General features: G+C 64.7%; 16 protein-coding genes. 5 read left to right on the top strand and 11 right to left on the bottom strand.

What is annotated here, in order from left to right; genetic code table 11:
• Position 1 precedes the first annotated feature (1 nt).
• The 4 genes from rng to tldD are packed head-to-tail and all read left to right on the top strand — an operon-like array spanning position 2 to position 7,641.
• Positions 2-1,459, top strand: a complete 1,458-nt coding sequence (gene rng / locus BLS61_RS03450) for a ribonuclease G (protein ID WP_090427366.1) — start codon at positions 2-4, stop codon at positions 1,457-1,459.
• A gap of 17 nt (positions 1,460-1,476) precedes the next feature.
• A complete protein-coding gene (locus tag BLS61_RS03445; RefSeq protein ID WP_090427364.1) occupies positions 1,477-5,298 on the top strand; it encodes a YhdP family protein in 3,822 nt (1,273 codons plus the stop codon).
• Between the two features lie 49 nt (positions 5,299-5,347).
• Positions 5,348-6,196: a carbon-nitrogen hydrolase family protein gene (locus tag BLS61_RS03440; RefSeq protein WP_090427362.1), complete on the top strand. Its 849-nt coding sequence runs from the start codon at positions 5,348-5,350 to the stop codon at positions 6,194-6,196.
• 2 nt (positions 6,197-6,198) lie between these two features.
• The gene (gene tldD / locus BLS61_RS03435; protein WP_090427360.1) at positions 6,199-7,641 is read left to right on the top strand and encodes a metalloprotease TldD; all 1,443 of its coding nucleotides are present in this window, start codon (positions 6,199-6,201) and stop codon (positions 7,639-7,641) included.
• Positions 7,642-7,710: 69 nt separating this feature from the next.
• Here the strand turns inward: tldD and yjgA are convergent, their stop codons facing one another.
• Complete coding sequence (gene yjgA, locus BLS61_RS03430; protein ID WP_090427358.1) at positions 7,711-8,229, bottom strand: ribosome biogenesis factor YjgA; 519 nt, start codon at positions 8,227-8,229, stop codon at positions 7,711-7,713.
• 136 nt (positions 8,230-8,365) lie between these two features.
• Here yjgA and pmbA point away from each other — a divergent pair, with 136 nt between their 5' ends.
• Positions 8,366-9,712, top strand: coding sequence for a metalloprotease PmbA (gene pmbA / locus BLS61_RS03425; protein WP_090427356.1), 1,347 nt, complete (start codon positions 8,366-8,368; stop codon positions 9,710-9,712).
• A 55-nt stretch (positions 9,713-9,767) separates the two neighbouring features.
• Here pmbA and BLS61_RS03420 read toward each other — a convergent pair whose 3' ends face one another.
• The 10 genes from BLS61_RS03420 to BLS61_RS03375 all read right to left on the bottom strand — a co-directional run bounded on the left by BLS61_RS03420 (position 9,768) and on the right by BLS61_RS03375 (position 16,749).
• Positions 9,768-10,040, bottom strand: coding sequence for an HPr family phosphocarrier protein (locus BLS61_RS03420; protein WP_090427354.1), 273 nt, complete (start codon positions 10,038-10,040; stop codon positions 9,768-9,770).
• Positions 10,041-10,054: 14 nt separating this feature from the next.
• Positions 10,055-10,912 (bottom strand): RNase adapter RapZ, encoded by an 858-nt coding sequence (gene rapZ / locus BLS61_RS03415; RefSeq protein ID WP_090427351.1) that lies wholly within the window; start codon positions 10,910-10,912, stop codon positions 10,055-10,057.
• 1 nt (position 10,913) lies between these two features.
• Positions 10,914-11,378 (bottom strand): PTS IIA-like nitrogen regulatory protein PtsN, encoded by a 465-nt coding sequence (gene ptsN / locus BLS61_RS03410; protein ID WP_090427348.1) that lies wholly within the window; start codon positions 11,376-11,378, stop codon positions 10,914-10,916.
• A 12-nt stretch (positions 11,379-11,390) separates the two neighbouring features.
• Positions 11,391-11,699 (bottom strand): ribosome hibernation-promoting factor, HPF/YfiA family, encoded by a 309-nt coding sequence (gene hpf, locus BLS61_RS03405; RefSeq protein ID WP_090427345.1) that lies wholly within the window; start codon positions 11,697-11,699, stop codon positions 11,391-11,393.
• 99 nt (positions 11,700-11,798) lie between these two features.
• Entirely contained in the window at positions 11,799-13,292 is a 1,494-nt protein-coding gene (locus BLS61_RS03400) for an RNA polymerase factor sigma-54 (RefSeq protein WP_090427342.1), read from the bottom strand.
• 135 nt (positions 13,293-13,427) lie between these two features.
• Positions 13,428-14,153 carry an LPS export ABC transporter ATP-binding protein gene (gene lptB, locus BLS61_RS03395; protein ID WP_090427339.1) on the bottom strand — a complete coding sequence of 242 codons (726 nt, stop codon included), beginning with the start codon at positions 14,151-14,153 and terminating at the stop codon, positions 13,428-13,430.
• Positions 14,153-14,692, bottom strand: a complete 540-nt coding sequence (lptA, locus tag BLS61_RS03390; protein WP_090427336.1) for a lipopolysaccharide transport periplasmic protein LptA — start codon at positions 14,690-14,692, stop codon at positions 14,153-14,155. The genes lptB and lptA overlap by 1 nt, the downstream gene beginning before the upstream one ends.
• Positions 14,679-15,245: an LPS export ABC transporter periplasmic protein LptC gene (gene lptC / locus BLS61_RS03385; RefSeq protein WP_090427333.1), complete on the bottom strand. Its 567-nt coding sequence runs from the start codon at positions 15,243-15,245 to the stop codon at positions 14,679-14,681. Before lptC ends, lptA begins: the two co-directional genes overlap by 14 nt.
• Positions 15,246-15,253: 8 nt before the next feature.
• Positions 15,254-15,775 (bottom strand): KdsC family phosphatase, encoded by a 522-nt coding sequence (locus BLS61_RS03380; protein WP_090427329.1) that lies wholly within the window; start codon positions 15,773-15,775, stop codon positions 15,254-15,256.
• A complete protein-coding gene (locus BLS61_RS03375) occupies positions 15,775-16,749 on the bottom strand; it encodes a KpsF/GutQ family sugar-phosphate isomerase (RefSeq protein ID WP_090427326.1) in 975 nt (324 codons plus the stop codon). The genes BLS61_RS03380 and BLS61_RS03375 overlap by 1 nt, the downstream gene beginning before the upstream one ends.
• Positions 16,750-16,819 lie beyond the last annotated feature (70 nt).

Raw genomic sequence — 16,819 nt, 5'->3', positions numbered from 1 at the left:
CATGAGCGAAGAGATTCTGATCAATATCACGCCGATGGAATCGCGCGTGGCGGTGGTGGAGAACGGCGTGCTGCAGGAAGTGCACGTCGAGCGCACGCAGAAGCGCGGCATCGTCGGCAACATCTACAAGGGCAAGGTGGTGCGGGTGCTGCCCGGCATGCAGGCGGCCTTCGTCGATATCGGTCTGGAACGCGCGGCGTTCATCCATGCTTCTGAAATCTCCACCCGTGAAGGGGCGGCGGTCGAATCTATCAGCGCCCTTGTGCACGAAGGCCAGAGCCTGGTGGTGCAGGTCACCAAGGACCCCATCGGCAGCAAGGGCGCGCGCCTGACCACGCAGTTGTCGATCCCCTCGCGTTATCTGGTGTACATGCCACGTACCAGCCACGTCGGCATCTCGCTGAAGATCGAGGACGAAGCCGAGCGCGAGCGGCTCAAGCAGGTGGTCGCCGATTGCGTCGCCGCCGAAGGCATCGAGGAGGCCGGTGGCTTCATCCTGCGCACTGCCGCCGAGGGCGCTGGCGCCGACGAGATCCTCATCGACATCCGCTACCTGCGTCGCCTGTGGGATCAGATCGGCGCGCAGATCCAGAATGCCAAGGCGCCGGTGGTGATCTACGAAGACCTGTCCCTGGCGCTGCGCACCCTGCGCGACCTGGTCAGCCCGCGGACCGAGAAGATTCGCGTGGACTCGCGGGAAACCTTCCAGAAGATCACCCAGTTCGTCGCCGAGCTGATGCCGGAGATCGCCGACCGTCTGGAGCACTATCCGGGCGAACGACCGATCTTCGACCTGTACGGCGTCGAGGACGAAATCCAGCGCGCGCTGGAGCGCAAGGTGCCGCTGAAGTCCGGCGGTTATCTGGTGGTCGATCCCGCCGAGGCGATGAGCACCATCGACGTCAATACCGGCGCTTTCGTCGGCCATCGCACACTGGAAGAAACCATCTTCAAGACCAATCTGGAAGCGGCCACCGCCATTGCCCGCCAGCTGCGCCTGCGCAACCTGGGCGGCATCATCATCATCGACTTCATCGACATGGAAGACGAAGAGCATCAGCGCCAGGTGCTGCGTACCCTGGAGAAGCAGCTCGAGCGTGACCATGCCAAGACCAACATCATCGGCATCACCGAACTCGGCCTGGTGCAGATGACCCGCAAACGCACCCGCGAAAGCCTCGAGCAGATTCTCTGCGAGCCCTGCAGTGCCTGCCAGGGGCGCGGTAAGCTGAAGACGCCGGAAACCATCTGCTACGAAATCTTCCGCGAGATTCTGCGCGAGGCGCGCGCCTACCAGGCGGAAAGCTACCGCGTGCTGGCCAACCAGAAGGTGGTCGATCGCCTGCTCGATGAAGAGTCGGGCAACGTCGCCGATCTGGAAGCCTTTATCGGTCGTACCATCAAGTTCCAGGTGGAAACCATGTATTCCCAGGAACAGTACGATGTGGTGCTGCTCTGAGCTCCGGTGGCGCTGAGATGAGCACCGTGGCGCGCCTGTTTTCGGCACTGCTGCGCTGGGGCCTGGGCCTGTGCGCCGCCGTGCTGGTGCTGGCCGCGCTGTACGTCAGCCTGGGCCGCGAGCTGGTGCCGCTGGTGGCGGAATACCGTGTGGAACTGGAACAGCGCGCTTCCGCGCAGTTGGGCGTGACGGTACGTATCGGCAGCCTCGAAGGTCGTTGGCAGGGTTTTGCCCCGGTGCTGGTGGCGCGTGACCTGTATCTGGGGGGCGAAGATGAGGGCTTGAGCCTGGAAAGCGTACAACTGGTGCCGGACGTCGGTGCCAGTCTGCTGGCGCGCCAGCTGCGCATCGCTCATCTGCAATTCGATGGTCTGCAACTGAACGTGCAGCAGAGCGCCGAAGGCGGCTGGCAGCTGCAAGGGATACCGCGGCGCCAGGGTCCCGAGCTGGATGTCGAACAACTACTGAAACAGCTGCAGGTCGTGCATCGCGTCAGCCTGCTGGACAGCCGTGTGGTGCTGCAGCCGCTGGATCAGGAGCCACTGCTGCTCAGCTACGTCAATCTGAGCCTGCGTTACGGCAGCAACAGCCAGCGCCTCGATGGTCGTCTGCTGCTGCCCGATGGTCAGCCGGTGGCGCTGAGTCTGCGCACGCGCATGCGGCCTGAGCGCTGGCGCGAGACCGAGTCGCAGCTCTACCTGAGCCTGCCGCAGAGCGACTGGGCAGCCTGGCTGCCGCACTCGCTGCTCGGCGACTGGCAGTTGCGGCAGCTGCAGGCCGGAGGCGAGCTCTGGCTGCAGGGCCGTGGCCTGGCCCTGCACAAGGGCGCCTTGCGGCTGCATGCCCCCGAACTGGTGGGCGCTCAGGCCGGGCATGAGACGGTGACACTGAAGGATCTGGCCTTCAATGCCTTCTTCGCCCAGGACGAGCAGGGCATGCGGGCGCAGATCGACTCGCTGGCCCTGACCCATGGCGAGCAGCGCATTGGCGAGCTGCACCTGAACCTGCAGCGCAAGGATGTGGCTGAGGCAGGCGAGCGCTGGGCGCTGACGGCCGATCGTCTCGATCTTGCCGCCTGGGCGCCGCTGGTCCAGGCGCTGGCGCCGATGCCTGAGGCTGCTCGCGAGGCGCTGGTGGCGCTGGCCCCGGTCGGCGCGGTGAACAACCTGCTGCTCGATTACTACCCGCAGCGCGAGGGCGCCGAGCGTCTGCAGTTCGCCGCCAATCTGCAGAAGGTGGGGATTCGGGCCTATCACGGCGCGCCGGCAGCCGAGAATGTCAGCGGCAGCGCGTCGGGTAACCTGTTTCAGGGTGAGCTGCGCCTGAATACCGAGGACTTCGCCCTGCACCTGGATCAGCTGTTTCCCCAGCCCTGGCGCTATCGTCATGCCCAGGCACGGCTGAGCTGGGACTGGAGCGAAAGCGGCCTGACCCTGCGCAGCCCCTACATGCGTCTCGACGGCGAAGAGGGGCAGATCGCCGGCGACATGCTGATCCGCCTGCTGCGCGATCCCGAGGCCGAGGATTACATGGACCTGCGCGTCGGCCTGCACGACGGCGACGCGGCCTACACCGAGAAATACCTGCCAACCCGCTCGCCGGGCATGAGCGCCGAGCTGGGCAAGTGGCTGAAGACGGCGATCCGCGCCGGTCAGGTCGAACAAGGCTACTTCCAGTACCAGGGCTCGCTGAACAAGGGTGCTGCACTGGGTGCACGCAGCCTCAGCCTGTTCTTCAAGGTTCGGGAGGCCGAGCTGGCCTTCCAGCCCGGCTGGCCTTCGCTGCAAGAGGGCGTGGGCGAGGTGCTGATCGAGGACGATGCGGTGCGCGTGCGCCTGCAGAGCGGGCGCCTGCTGGAGAGCCAGGTCAGCGACGTTACGGCCAATATCCCCTTGCTGCACGACGGCAAGCCACCGCGCCTGCAGCTCGATGGCGAGGTGCAGAGCAGCCTGAGCGATGCCATCAAGCTGTTGCAGGAAGCGCCGCTGGGAACCTCGGAAATATTCGCCGGCTGGCAGGGTGAAGGCCCGCTGGCGGGGCGCCTGCAACTGGATATCCCCTTGCAGAAGGGCACCAAGCCTGGCGTGGTGGTGGATTTTGCCACCGAGGGCGCCAGCCTCAAGCTGGCCAGTCCGGCTCTGCAATTGGACAAGGTGAAGGGCGCATTCCGTTTCGACAGCAACGCCGGCCTGAGCGCGCCGGAAGTGCGTGCCGAGGTGTTCGGCCGCCAGGTCAGCGGCCGGATCAGCGCCGAGGGCGCACGCGGACAGGCGCGTACGCTGTTCGACCTGCGCGGCCAGGTACAGGTCGATACCCTCAGTCAGTGGTTGGGTGGGCCGCAGAAGTTACCGGTCAGCGGGCTGCTGCCCTATCGCCTGCGCCTGACCCTCGATGGCGATGACAGCAAGCTGCGCGTCGATTCCAACCTGCGCGGCGTCGCGGTCGATCTACCCGCGCCGTTCGGCAAGCCGGCCGAGCAGGAGCGCGAGGCCAGCTGGCGCATGACCCTGTCCGGGCGCGAGCGGCGTTACTGGGCCGACTATGGCGAGCTGGCCAGTCTGAACCTGGCTGCGCCTGCCGGTGCGCTGGCCGAGGGCCGCGGTGAGCTGGTGGTCGGCGGCGGTGCGGCAGGTTTGCCGCCTGGCCAGGGGCTGCGGGTACGGGGGCGTCTGGACGAGCTGGATGTGGATGCCTGGAAGCAGCTCGGCAGCAACCATCCGGTCCAGGTGGACGCCGACAGCCAGCGTCTGTTCCGCGGCGCGCGCCTGGATATCGGTCGGGTCCGCGGTTTCGGTCAGGAGGTCGAGCAACTGAGCGTCGCCCTGGAGCGTGAGGGCCGCGGCTGGGCCGTGCAGCTCGACAGCGAGCTGGCGGCCGGACGGGTGGTACTGGCCGATGTCGAGGGCGTGCCGATTCGCGTCGACCTGCAGCATGTCAGACTGCCGGCGCCGGACCCCGAGGCCGCGAAGGACAGCGATGCGCCCGATCCCCTGGCCGATTTCGATCCCAGCCAGATTCCGCCGCTGGACATCAGCATCCAGCGTGTGCAGCGCGGCGACAAGGTGCTGGGCGCCTGGTCGCTCAAGGTGCGCCCGCAAGAGCAGGGCGTGCGTTTCGAGGAACTCGATCTCGACCTGCAGGGGCTGAAGATCGATGGCAGCGCCGGCTGGCGAGGTGCCCCGGGCAACACCCGGAGCTGGTACAAGGGGCGTCTGCAGGGCAAGGATCTGAGCGCGGTCCTGAAGGCCTGGGATTTCGCCCCCAGCGTCACCAGCGAGAGCTTCCGTGTCGACGTTGATGGCAACTGGCCCGGTTCGCCGGCCTGGCTTTCGCTCAAGCGCTTCTCGGGCACGCTCGAGCCTTCGCTGCGCAAGGGCCAGTTCGTCGAGGTGCAGGGCTCGGCCCAGGCGCTGCGCGTGTTCGGCCTGCTCAATTTCAACTCCATCGGCCGCCGTCTGCGTCTGGACTTCTCCGACCTGCTGGGCAAGGGGTTGGGCTATGACCGGGTCAAGGGCAACCTGCAGGCCACTGATGGCCTGTTCGTTACCCGCGAACCGATCACCCTGACCGGACCGTCGAGCAACCTGGAGCTCGATGGCAACCTCGACATGAAGAACGAGCAGATCGAGGCCAAGCTGCTGGTGACCTTGCCGGTGACCAACAACCTGCCGCTGGCGGCGCTGATCGTCGGTGCGCCGGCGATCGGTGGTGCCCTGTTCGTGGCGGACAAGCTGCTCGGCGACAAGGTCGCCCGTTTCGCCAGCGTGCAGTACGACGTCAAGGGGCCGCTGCAGGACCCTGAAATCAGTTTCGACAAGCCGTTCGAAAAACCGCAATGACGGCGCGTCTTGGCGTAGGCTGTCATCTCGACGAACCATGAGTGCCGCCATGAATCTCGCTGTCATCCAGATGGTCAGTCAGGACGACGTGCAAACCAACCTGCGCCTGGCGCGCCGCATGCTGGAGCGTGCCGCGCAGGGCGGTGCACGCCTGGCCGTGCTGCCGGAAAACTTCGCCGCCATGGGGCGCCGCGACCTGGCGGCCATCGGCCGCGCCGAGGCCGTGGGCGAAGGGCCCATCCTGCCCTGGTTGAAACGCGCTGCGCGCGACCTCAGTTTATGGATAGTGGCCGGCACCCTGCCGCTGCCGCCGGACGACGATGCCGAGGTCAAGCCGCATGCCTGCTCGCTGCTGATCGACGATCAGGGCGAGCGCGCTGCTCGCTATGACAAGCTGCACCTGTTCGACGTCGACGTGGCCGACAACCGTGGCCGTTACCGCGAGTCCGACGATTTCGTCCATGGCCAGCGTGTGGTGGTGGCCGATACGCCGGTGGGGCGTCTGGGCCTGACGGTGTGCTACGACCTGCGCTTTCCCGAACTGTTCGGTGCGCTGCGTCAAGCCGGCGCCGAGCTGATCAGCGTGCCGGCAGCGTTCACCGCGGTGACCGGTGCGGCGCACTGGCAGGTGCTGACGCGGGCGCGTGCCATCGAAACCCAGTGCTACGTGCTGGCAGCCGGGCAGGGCGGCGAGCACCCCGGGCAGCGCATGACTTTCGGCCATTCGGCCATCATCGACCCCTGGGGCAGCGTGCTGGCCGAGCAGGATCAAGGGGAGGCCGCATTGCTGGCGTCGCGCGATGCCGCCGAGCAGGCGGCCATCCGCCAACGCATGCCGGTGCAGCAGCACCGCCGTTTTATCTTGTCGGACGTGCCGCGTCCGATCGTTGTGGAGTGACCATGAATACGATGTTGCAATCCGTCAGCGAGCATCTGCTTGCCCCCGGCAATCTGACATTCGACAGCCTCGGTGCCGTGCTTGGCCAGGTCGCGGGACCCGGTATCGATGCCGCCGACCTCTATTTCCAGAGCCAGGTGTCGGAAACCTGGGTGCTGGAGGATGGCATCGTCAAGGAGGGCAGTTTCAACCTCGATCAGGGCGTCGGCGTGCGCGCCCAGTCCGGTGAAAAGACCGGCTTCGCCTACAGCAACGCGATCAGCCTCGACGCGCTGACCCAGGCTGCACAGGCGGCGCGTTCCATCTCGCGTGCCGGCCAGCAGGGCCGCGTGCAGGCTTTCGTCAGCCCGCAGGTGACTCAGCTGTATGCCGAAGACAACCCGCTGGACGTGATCAGCCGCGCCGAGAAGGTCGAGCTGCTGCAGCGTATCGACCGCGCCACGCGTGCGCTCGATCCGCGCATCAAGCAGGTCACGGTCAGCCTGGCCGGGGTCTGGGACCGCATCCTGGTCGCCGCCCATGACGGCAGCCTCAGCGCCGATATCCGCCCGCTGGTACGTTTCAACGTCAGCGTCATCGTCGAGCAGAACGGCCGCCGCGAGCGCGGTGGTCATGGTGGCGGCGGACGTACCGACTACCGCTACTTTCTCGATGAGGACCGCGCCATGGGCCACGCCCGCGAGGCGCTGCGCCAGGCACTGGTCAACCTCGAGGCCATCGCCGCGCCTGCCGGCAGCATGCCGGTGGTGATGGGCGCTGGCTGGTCCGGCGTGCTGCTGCACGAGGCGGTCGGTCACGGCCTGGAAGGGGATTTCAACCGCAAGGGCAGCTCGGCCTACAGTGGCAAGGTGGGCGAGAAGGTTGCATCGAGCCTGTGCACCATCGTCGATGACGGCACCCTGGCCGGGCGTCGCGGCTCGCTCAGCGTCGACGACGAAGGCACGCCGACCCAGTGCACCACGCTGATCGAGAACGGCGTGCTCAAGGGCTACATGCAGGACAAGCTCAACGCGCGCCTGATGGGTGTGGCCGCCACCGGCAACGGTCGCCGTGAGTCCTACGCGCACCTGCCGATGCCGCGCATGACCAACACCTATATGCTCGCGGGCGAGAGCGATCCCGAGGAAATCATCCGTTCGGTGAAGAAGGGCATCTACTGCGCCAATCTCGGTGGCGGCCAGGTGGACATCACCAGTGGCAAGTTCGTCTTCTCCACCAGCGAGGCCTACCTGATCGAGGACGGCAGGATCACGGCGCCGGTCAAGGGCGCCACCCTGATCGGTAACGGCCCGGAGGCCATGAGCCGGGTGTCCATGGTCGGCAATGATCTGGCCCTGGACAGCGGCGTCGGCACCTGTGGCAAGGACGGTCAGTCGGTGCCGGTTGGCGTCGGCCAGCCGACGCTGAAGATCGACGCGATCACCGTCGGCGGCACCGGCGCGTGAAGCAGCGGCACGCTGCAAGCGACAAGCCGCTTTTACCGGCGGCCTGTGGCTTGCGGCCTGCAGCCGCCTCTAGCGCAAGCCGCGCTGGATTTCGTCGAGCTCGCGGATGTACTTGAACACCTTGCGCGCGGCGGCCGGCGGCTTGTTGCGCGCGGCTTCGTGCTGGGCATGACGAACCAGCCCGCGCAGATGCTGGACATCGGCATCGGGGTAGAGTTCGACGAAGCTCTCCAGCGCGCTGTCGCCTTCGCCGATCAGGCGGTCGCGCCAGCGCTCCAGAGCATGGAAGCGCTCGTTGTATTCGCGGGTGGAGCTGTCCACCTGATCGAGCATGGCGACGATCGCCTCGACATCCTGTTCACGCATCAGCTTGCCGATGAACTGGATATGGCGTTTGCGCGCGGCGTTGGCGGTATGTTTCGGCGCTTCGGCGAGGGCACGGCGCAAGGCATCGGTCAGCGGCATCTTGGCCAGCAGATCCGCTTTGAGTGAGGTCAGCCGCTCGCCAAGCTCTTGCAGGGCATGCAGTTCGCGTTTGACCTGGGATTTGCTCTTCTCCAGGGAGAAGTCGTCGTAGGAATCAGACATGGGGTGGGTCCAGAGGGAAACGCCAGCATGATAACAGCAGCGGCAGGCTTCAAGCTGCAGGCCGTAAGCCAAGAGCGGCTTCGGCTTTACTTGTAGTTGAGGTTTGTCGCTTGAAGCTGCTTTTTTAGGAGAGGTTATGAGTGACGTAGAACGCATCGGGCCGCAGGCCTTGCCAGAGCTGCAGGAGCAGGTCGAGGCGATCCTCGCCGAGGCCAGGCGCCAGGGCGCCAGTGCCTGCGAGGTGGCCGTGTCGGCCGGCCAGGGGTTGTCCACCACGGTGCGCCAGGGCGAGGTGGAGACGGTCGAGTTCAACCGCGATCAGGGTTTCGGCATCACCTTGTATATGGGCCAGCGCAAGGGCTCTGCCAGCACTTCGGCTACCGGCCTCGGGGCCATTCGCGAGACGGTGGCGGCGGCCCTGGCGATTGCCAAGCACGCATCCGAAGACGCGTGTGCCGGCCTGGCCGATGCGGCGCTGATGGCGCGCGAGCTGCCCGAGCTGGATCTCTATCATCCCTGGGCGATCACGCCGGAGCAGGCAGTCGAGCAGGCGCTGGCCTGCGAGGCGGCAGCATTCGCCGCCGATGCGCGGATCAAGAATGCCGACGGCACCAGTCTCAACACCCATCAGGGTTGCCGCGTTTATGGCAACAGCCATGGTTTCGTGGGTGGTTATGCCAGCACCCGTCACAGCCTGAGCTGCGTGATGATCGCCGAAGGCGAGGGGCAGATGCAGCGCGACTACTGGTATGACGTCAATCGCCAGGGCGAGCTGTTGGCTGATGCCGCGGGTATCGGCCGGCGCGCTGCCGAACGCGCCGTGAGCCGCCTTGGCGCGCGGCCGGTGCCGACCTGCGAGGTGCCGGTGCTGTTCGCCGCCGAGCTCGCCGGCGGGCTGTTCAGCCACCTGCTGGCGGCCATTTCGGGCGGCAATCTGTATCGCCACTCCTCCTTTCTCGAAGGCGCGCTCGGGCAGCGTCTGTTTCCCGAGTGGCTGAGCCTCGACGAGCGTCCGCATCTGCCGCGAGCCTTGGGCAGTGCGGCCTTCGATGGCGATGGCCTGGCCACCTACGCCAAGCCGTTCGTGGAAAAGGGCGAGCTGGTGTCCTATGTGCTCGGCACCTATTCCGGGCGCAAGCTGAGGCTACCGAGTACCGCCAACTCCGGGGGCGTGCACAACCTGTTCGTCACCCATGGCGATGAGGATCAGCAGGCGTTGATCCGTCGCATGGGCCGCGGGCTGCTGGTCACCGAACTGATGGGCCAGGGCCTGAACCTGGTCACCGGCGACTATTCCCGTGGTGCGGCGGGCTTCTGGGTGGAGAACGGCGAGATCCAGTTCCCGGTGCAGGAGGTAACCATCGCCGGCAATCTGCGCGACATGTTCCGTCAGATCGTTGCGGTCGGTCGCGACCTTGAGCGGCGCGGCAATATCTGCACCGGCTCGGTGCTGATCGAGAAAATGACCGTCGCCGGCAGCTGAAGGCAGCAGAAACCACAAGGCCACCCGCGGGCGGCCTTGTGGTTTGTCGAGCGGTTCATTCGCCTTCGTCGAAGTAGTTTTCGATCAGGCCGACCAGCGCGGCCATGGCTTCCTCGTCCTGCTCGCCTTCGGTCAGCAGATGAACGTTGGTGCCCTTGCCGGCGGCCAGCATCATGACCGCCATGATGCTCTTGCCGTCCACCAGGCTTTCGGCGCTGCGGCCGATGCGCACCTGGCAGGGGTAGTTGCTCGCCACACCGACGAACTTCGCCGCGGCGCGGGCATGCAGGCCGAGTTTGTTGATGATGGTGATTTCACGTGCTGGCATCGCGGCATGGCTCCTTAGCTGAGGTCGCGGTGACGCACCTGGACGTTCTTCAGCGAGTCTTTGAGTGCCTGGCTCAGGCGATTGGCCAGATACACCGAGCGGTGGTGACCACCGGTGCAACCGATGGCGATGGTGACGTAGGCACGGTTGCTGGCGGCAAAGCGCGGCAGCCATTTTTCCAGATAGGCGAGGATATCCTGATACATCTCCTCGACTTCCGGTTGCGCCGCCAGGTAGTCGATCACCGGTTGCTCAAGCCCGGAATGGTCGCGCAGTTCAGGCTTCCAGTAGGGGTTGGGCAGGCAGCGCGCATCGAATACCAGATCGGCATCCACCGGCATGCCGCGCTTGAAACCGAAGGATTCGACGAGAAAGGCGGTGCCGGCCTGCGTCTGACCGAGCAGGCGCAGCTTGAGCGTATCGCGCAGCTGGTAGAGGTTCAGGCGGGTGGTGTCGATTCTCAGGTCGGCGCGATCGGTGATCGGTGCCAGCAGCTGGCTTTCGTAGGCAATGGCTTCGGCCAGCGATCGATTTTCGTTGGTCAGCGGATGGCGTCTGCGGGTTTCCGAAAAGCGCTTGAGCAGGGTTTCGTCTTCGGCGTCGAGGTAGAGCACGTCACAGCGGATGTTGCGCTTGCGCACTTCCTCGAGCAGCTCGGGGAAGCGCTTGAGCTGGCTCAGCAGGTTGCGTGCATCGATGGATACGGCCACCTGCGGCAGCAGCATGTCGCTGTGCGGCAGGAAGCGCTCGGCCAGATCCGGCAGCAAGCCGGCCGGCAGGTTGTCGATGCAATAAAAGCCGTTGTCCTCAAGTACATCGAGGGCGGTGCTCTTGCCCGAGCCCGAGCGACCGCTGACGATGATCAGGCGCATGTCATTGACCGTTCTGAATGTCCACCACGACCTGATAGAGATCTTCGCCACTGTTGGCCTGGCGTAGACGTTCACGTACATCCTGGCGGTCGAGCATGCTGGCGATCTGGCGCAGCAGTTCGAGGTGCGCGTCGGTTGCCGCTTCCGGCACCAGCAGAACGAACAGCAGGTCGACCGGCGCACCGTCGATGGCGTCGAAGTCGACCGCGGTGTCCAGGTGCAATACGGCGCTGATTGGTGCACTGCAGCCGGCCAGGCGGCAGTGGGGAATGGCGATGCCGTTGCCGAAGCCGGTGGAACCGAGCTTCTCGCGGGCGATGAGGCTTTCGAAGATATCCTGGGCGTCCAGGTCGGGCAGGTCGCGTGCCACCAGGTTGGCGATCTGTTCGAGCACGCGTTTCTTGCTGCCGCCCGGCACGTTCACCAGGGAACGGCCGGGGGTCAGGATGTTTTCAAGTCGGATCATGGATGGGGAATGTCAGCGGGCCGTGGCGCCTTGCAGGCGCTCGAGCTGCTTTTCCTTGTGCTTGATGAGTTGACGGTCGAGTTTATCGGCCAACAGGTCGATGGCAGCGTACATGTCCTGATGTTCGGCATTGGCGACGACTTCGCCGCCGGCGACATGCAGGGTGGCTTCGATCTTCTGCTTGAGTTTTTCGACCTCCATGATCACCTGAACGTTGGTGATCTTGTCGAAGTGGCGTTCCAGTCGGCCCAGTTTCTCGCCGATATAGTCACGCAGGGCGTCGGTCACATCCAGCTGATGTCCACTGATGTTGACTTGCATACCGCTTTCTCCTTGTTGCCTTGTGTAAGAGACGGGTCTGGTTCGACCCGCCGCCGGAACACGTTGGCCTGAAGACCTGAGGTCTTCAGTCGATCTGGCCTACATCAGTCGCTTGCGCTCACTGGAGGGCGCTATACCGAGGGACTCGCGATACTTGGCGACCGTCCGACGGGCGACTTGGATGCCTTGTGCCTCCAGTAAACCAGCGATCTTGCTGTCACTCAACGGCTTTTTCGCGTTTTCTGCGGCAACCAGTTTCTTGATGATTGCGCGGATCGCGGTGGACGAGCATTCGCCACCCTCGGAGGTGCTGACGTGGCTGGAGAAGAAGTACTTCAGCTCGTAAATGCCGCGTGGCGTGTGCATGAATTTCTGCGTGGTGACCCGCGAAATGGTCGACTCGTGCATGCCTACCGCTTCGGCGATGTCGTGCAACACCAGGGGTTTCATCGCCTCGTCGCCGTAATCGAGGAAGCCGCGCTGGTGCTCGACGATCTGCGTGGCCACCTTCATCAGCGTCTCGTTGCGGCTTTGCAGGCTCTTGATGAACCAGCGTGCCTCCTGCAGCTGGTTGCGCATGAAGGTGTTGTCGGCACTGGAGTCGGCACGTTTGACGAAGCCGGCGTACTGCGGGTTGACCCGCAGGCGCGGCATGGCTTCCTGGTTCAGTTCCACCAGCCAGCGGTCGTTGTGCTTGCGCACGATCACGTCCGGTACCACGTATTCCGGCTCGCTGGATTCGATCTGCGAGCCCGGGCGCGGATTCAGGCGCTGGATCAAGTCGATGACCTGGCGCAGTTCGTCTTCCTTGAGCTTGGTGCGGCGCATCAGCTGGGCGTAGTCGCGGCTGCCGAGCAGCTCCAGGTAGTCGCTGACCACGCGCTGGGTTTCAGCGAGCCAGGGCGTGCTGGCCGGCAACTGGCGCAGTTGCAGCAGCAGGCATTCGCGCAGGTCGCGGGCACCGATTCCGGCTGGTTCGAACTGCTGGATGCGGTGCAGTACCACTTCCACTTCGTCCAGCTCGATGTCCAGTTCGGGATCGAAGGACTCGGTCACTTCCTCGAGGGTTTCCTCGAGGTAGCCGTCGTTGTTGATGCAGTCGATCAGGGTGGCGGCGATCAGCCGGTCCTTGTCCGACATGGGCGCCAGGTTCAGTTGCCAGAGCAGGTGGCTCTGCAGGCTCTCGCCGCTGGAGGTGCGGGTGGTGAAGTCCCACTCGTCGTCATCGTTGCTGGGCAGGCTGCTGGCGCTGGTCTGGTAGATGTCTTCCCAGGCGGTATCGACCGGCAGTTCGTTGGGGATGCGTTCGCCCCATTCACCGTCTTCCAGGTTGTCCACCGTCGGCGTGGTTTCCTGGTAGCTCTCTTCCTTGCTCGGCGCAGGGCTGGCGCTTTCCGCGCCATCGGCCATCGGGTCGCTGTTGTCGAAGTCGTCGCCATCTTCCTGGCGCTCGAGCATGGGGTTGGATTCCAGCGCCTCCTGGATTTCCTGTTGCAGGTCCAGGGTGGAGAGTTGGAGGAGGCGGATAGCCTGTTGCAGCTGCGGGGTCATCGTCAGCTGCTGGCCCATCTTGAGGACTAGCGATGGTTTCATTGCAGACCTTAATTTACTGGCGAGTTACGCCTTCCACATCAGGGCGCCGAAGCGCCGCCAGGAAGCAAATTATATGCCTGAATTTCTCATTCTTGCCTAGGGGTTGCAATATTTCTGTAGCGAAACCGCGGCGACCTACAGGCGGAATTCGTGACCCAGATACACCTCTTTCACCGTCTGGTTGGCGAGGATGGCCTCGGCGTCACCCTCGGCGATCAGCTGGCCATCGTTGACGATGTAGGCGGTCTCGCAGATATCCAGGGTTTCGCGCACGTTGTGATCGGTGATCAGGATGCCGATGCCCTTGGTCTTGAGGTGGTGGATGATCTGCTTGATGTCGCCCACCGAAATCGGGTCGACACCGGCGAAGGGTTCGTCGAGCAGGATGAACTTGGGGTTGGTCGCCAGGGCGCGGGCAATTTCCACGCGGCGGCGTTCGCCGCCGGACAGGCTCATGCCGAGGCTGTCGGCAATGTGGTGGATGTGGAATTCCTGCAGCAGGCTCTCCAGCTCCGCCTGGCGCCCGGCGCGGTCCAGGTCCTTGCGCGTTTCGAGAATGGCCATGATGTTGTCGGCCACCGACAGCTTGCGGAAGATCGAGGCCTCCTGCGGCAGGTAGCCGATACCGGCGCGCGCACGCCCATGCATGGGCTGATGGCTGACGTCGAGGTCGTCGATCAGCACGCGACCCTGATCGGCGCGTACCAGGCCGACGATCATGTAGAAGCAGGTGGTCTTGCCGGCACCGTTGGGGCCGAGCAGGCCGACGATCTGGCCGCTTTCGATGCTCAGGCTGACGTCACGCACGACCTGGCGGCTCTTGTAGCTTTTCGCCAGGTGTTGGGCTTTGAGAATGGCCATTACTGCTGCTGATCCGCGGGTTTGTTCTTCGGTTGGATAACCATGTCGATGCGCGGGCGCGGCGTGCTGACGTTGCCGCCCGTGGCGCGCCCGGCGTTGACGATCTGGCGGCGGGTGTCGTAGACGATCTTCTCGCCTTCGAAGGTATTGCCTTCCTGCACCACCTTGGCCTGGTCGATCAGTACGATGCGCTCGTTGCTGGCGAAGTACTGGATGGTCCTGCCGTAGGCCTTGACCACTTCCTTGTCCACGGCCGGCTTCTGCTCGTAGTAGGCCAGGTTGCCCACCGAGGTGAACACGTCGATGTCGCCGCTGGCGGTCTGCGTGATGGTCACGGTGTCGCCGGTGATCTTCAGGGTGCCCTGGGTGATGATCACGTCGCCACGGTAGACGGCTACGCCTTGCTTGTCATCGAGCTCGGCACTGTCGGCCTGGATACGGATCGGCTGGTCGCGATCCGATGGCAGTGCCCAGGCAGCCGCGCTTCCCAATGCGGCGCCGAGGCTGAGAATCAGGGGGAGGGTATTAACGAACCTCATGCTGGCCTCTTACGTTGGACTGCAGGATCATCCTGCCGTCATTCAAGTACGCTTTCATTCCTTGTGCCGTGGTCACCCCGTTGGCCGCGACGATTCTAACGGCTTGCTCGGTCTGCGCATATTCCTTGTCCGGAATAACGGTCATGCGGCTACTGGTGATGATGGTTGGACGGTTCTTGGCATCGGTGCGGGCGATGCGCACATCGTCGATCAGTTCTACCTCGACGCCGCCAGGGGAGACTTCGGCACGCTGGCTGGTCACTTTCCAAGGCAGTTCGGTGCCGCGGTAGAGGTCCAGCCTGGGCATGTCGATCAGGGTGATATCGGTGCTCTTGACGTGTTCGAGCTTGTCCGCGGTCATGCGGTAATGCAGCTTGCCGTCGTCCTGGTACTGCACGGTGCGCGCGCCGACGACGTAGAAATCGATGACATTGTCGTCGCCGCCCTGCTGGGTTACGCGGACGCTGTCCGGGGCGAGGTTCCAGTAGCCGAGAGCAGCCACCACGACTGCGATCAGACCGAAGATCAGGGTGTTGAGGATTTTACGCGGCATGCTGTTCTCTACAGGTAGGCGGCCTGGGCCGCATCCAGTGTGCCCTGGGCACGCATGATCAGTTCGCAGAATTCCCGCGCCGCGCCGTCACCGCCGCGCGCCTGGGTCACCCCATGGGCGTGCTGGCGCACGAAGCTGTCGGCGCTGGCCACGGCCATGCCCAGTCCGACCCGGCGAATCACCGGAAGGTCCGGCAGGTCGTCGCCCAGATAGGCGACCTGCTCATAGCTTAGGCCGAGTTCGGCGAGCAGACCGTCGAGCACGACCAGCTTGTCCTCGCGGCCCTGGAACAGGTGCTGGATACCGAGGTTGTTTGCGCGGCGCTCCACCACCGGGGTCTTGCGTCCGCTGATGATGGCGGTTTGCACGCCGGAGTTGATCAGCATCTTGATGCCGTGGCCGTCGAGCGTGTTGAAGGTCTTGAACTCGCTGCCGTCTTCGAGGAAGTACAGGCGACCGTCGGTGAGCACGCCGTCGACATCGAAGATCGCCAGTTTCACCGCTCGGGCGCGTCGCAGCAGATCGTTCATCACATCACCCCCGCGCGCAGCAGGTCGTGCATGTTGAGCGCGCCGACCGGCCGGTCCTGCTCGTCCACGACTACCAGGGCGTTGATCTTGTGGTCTTCCATGATCTTCAGGGCTTCGGCGGCGAGCATCTCGGCGCGGGCGGTCTTGCCGTGCGGGGTCATGACTTCGTCGATCGAGGCCTGGCGCACGTCGATGCCCTTGTCCAGGGTGCGGCGCAGATCGCCGTCGGTGAAGATGCCGGCGAGGCGGCCGTCGGCTTCCAGCACCACGGTCATGCCCAGGCCCTTCTGGGTCATTTCCAGCAGCGCATCGCGCAGGCTGGTGCCGCGATTCACCCGCGGCAGGGCGTCGCCGGCGTGCATCACGTTCTCCACCTTGAGCAGCAGGCGGCGGCCGAGGGCGCCACCGGGGTGGGAGAAGGCGAAGTCTTCGGCGGTGAAGCCGCGCGCTTCCAGCAGGGCGATGGCCAGGGCATCGCCCAGCACCAGGCTGGCGGTGGTCGAGGAGGTCGGCGCCAGGTTCAGCGGGCAGGCTTCCTGCGACACGCGCGCATCGAGGTTGACCTCGGCGGCCTTGGCCAGCGGCGAGTCGGGGTTGCCAGTCATGCTGATCAGGCGGATGCCGAGGCGCTTGATCAGCGGCAGCAGGGTGACGATCTCGGCGGTCGAGCCGGAGTTGGACAGGGCCAGGACGATGTCATCCCGGGTGATCATGCCCATGTCGCCATGGCTGGCTTCGGCCGGGTGGACGAAGAACGCCGTGGTGCCGGTACTGGCCAGGGTAGCGGCGATCTTGTTGCCGATATGCCCGGACTTGCCCATGCCGACCACCACCACACGGCCCTTGCAACTCAGGATCAGCTCGCAGGCCTTGATGAAATCGGCGTTGATACGGGGCAGAAGCTCCTGCACCGCTTCAAGTTCTAGGCGGATGGTGCGCTGCGCGGAGTCGATCAGGTCGCGGGTCTGGTTCATTGGCTGAGCTGTCGGGCGAAAAAGACGGGGATTATAACGGGAAAAGCTTTCCGCGCTCACCTTTGCTGCG

The organism is Ectopseudomonas guguanensis (assembly GCF_900104265.1).
In the GTDB taxonomy this organism is placed as follows: Bacteria; Pseudomonadota; Gammaproteobacteria; order Pseudomonadales; family Pseudomonadaceae; genus Aquipseudomonas; species Aquipseudomonas guguanensis.
This window is presented reverse-complemented; position numbering and strand designations above follow the sequence as displayed.

What these genes read in the sequence shown, in the direction of transcription:
- BLS61_RS03440 (WP_090427362.1), top strand. Translation starts at nt 5,348, where the DNA reads ATGAATCTCGCTGTCATCCAGATGGTCAGTCAGGACGACGTGCAAACC.
- rng (WP_090427366.1), top strand. Translation starts at nt 2, where the DNA reads ATGAGCGAAGAGATTCTGATCAATATCACGCCGATGGAATCGCGCGTG.
- yjgA (WP_090427358.1), bottom strand. Translation starts at nt 8,229, where the DNA reads ATGTCTGATTCCTACGACGACTTCTCCCTGGAGAAGAGCAAATCCCAG.
- BLS61_RS03375 (WP_090427326.1), bottom strand. Translation starts at nt 16,749, where the DNA reads ATGAACCAGACCCGCGACCTGATCGACTCCGCGCAGCGCACCATCCGC.
- rapZ (WP_090427351.1), bottom strand. Translation starts at nt 10,912, where the DNA reads ATGCGCCTGATCATCGTCAGCGGTCGCTCGGGCTCGGGCAAGAGCACC.
- hpf (WP_090427345.1), bottom strand. Translation starts at nt 11,699, where the DNA reads ATGCAAGTCAACATCAGTGGACATCAGCTGGATGTGACCGACGCCCTG.
- pmbA (WP_090427356.1), top strand. Translation starts at nt 8,366, where the DNA reads ATGAGTGACGTAGAACGCATCGGGCCGCAGGCCTTGCCAGAGCTGCAG.
- lptA (WP_090427336.1), bottom strand. Translation starts at nt 14,692, where the DNA reads ATGAGGTTCGTTAATACCCTCCCCCTGATTCTCAGCCTCGGCGCCGCA.
- BLS61_RS03380 (WP_090427329.1), bottom strand. Translation starts at nt 15,775, where the DNA reads ATGAACGATCTGCTGCGACGCGCCCGAGCGGTGAAACTGGCGATCTTC.
- lptB (WP_090427339.1), bottom strand. Translation starts at nt 14,153, where the DNA reads ATGGCCATTCTCAAAGCCCAACACCTGGCGAAAAGCTACAAGAGCCGC.
- tldD (WP_090427360.1), top strand. Translation starts at nt 6,199, where the DNA reads ATGAATACGATGTTGCAATCCGTCAGCGAGCATCTGCTTGCCCCCGGC.
- BLS61_RS03400 (WP_090427342.1), bottom strand. Translation starts at nt 13,292, where the DNA reads ATGAAACCATCGCTAGTCCTCAAGATGGGCCAGCAGCTGACGATGACC.
- BLS61_RS03445 (WP_090427364.1), top strand. Translation starts at nt 1,477, where the DNA reads ATGAGCACCGTGGCGCGCCTGTTTTCGGCACTGCTGCGCTGGGGCCTG.
- lptC (WP_090427333.1), bottom strand. Translation starts at nt 15,245, where the DNA reads ATGCCGCGTAAAATCCTCAACACCCTGATCTTCGGTCTGATCGCAGTC.
- BLS61_RS03420 (WP_090427354.1), bottom strand. Translation starts at nt 10,040, where the DNA reads ATGCCAGCACGTGAAATCACCATCATCAACAAACTCGGCCTGCATGCC.
- ptsN (WP_090427348.1), bottom strand. Translation starts at nt 11,378, where the DNA reads ATGATCCGACTTGAAAACATCCTGACCCCCGGCCGTTCCCTGGTGAAC.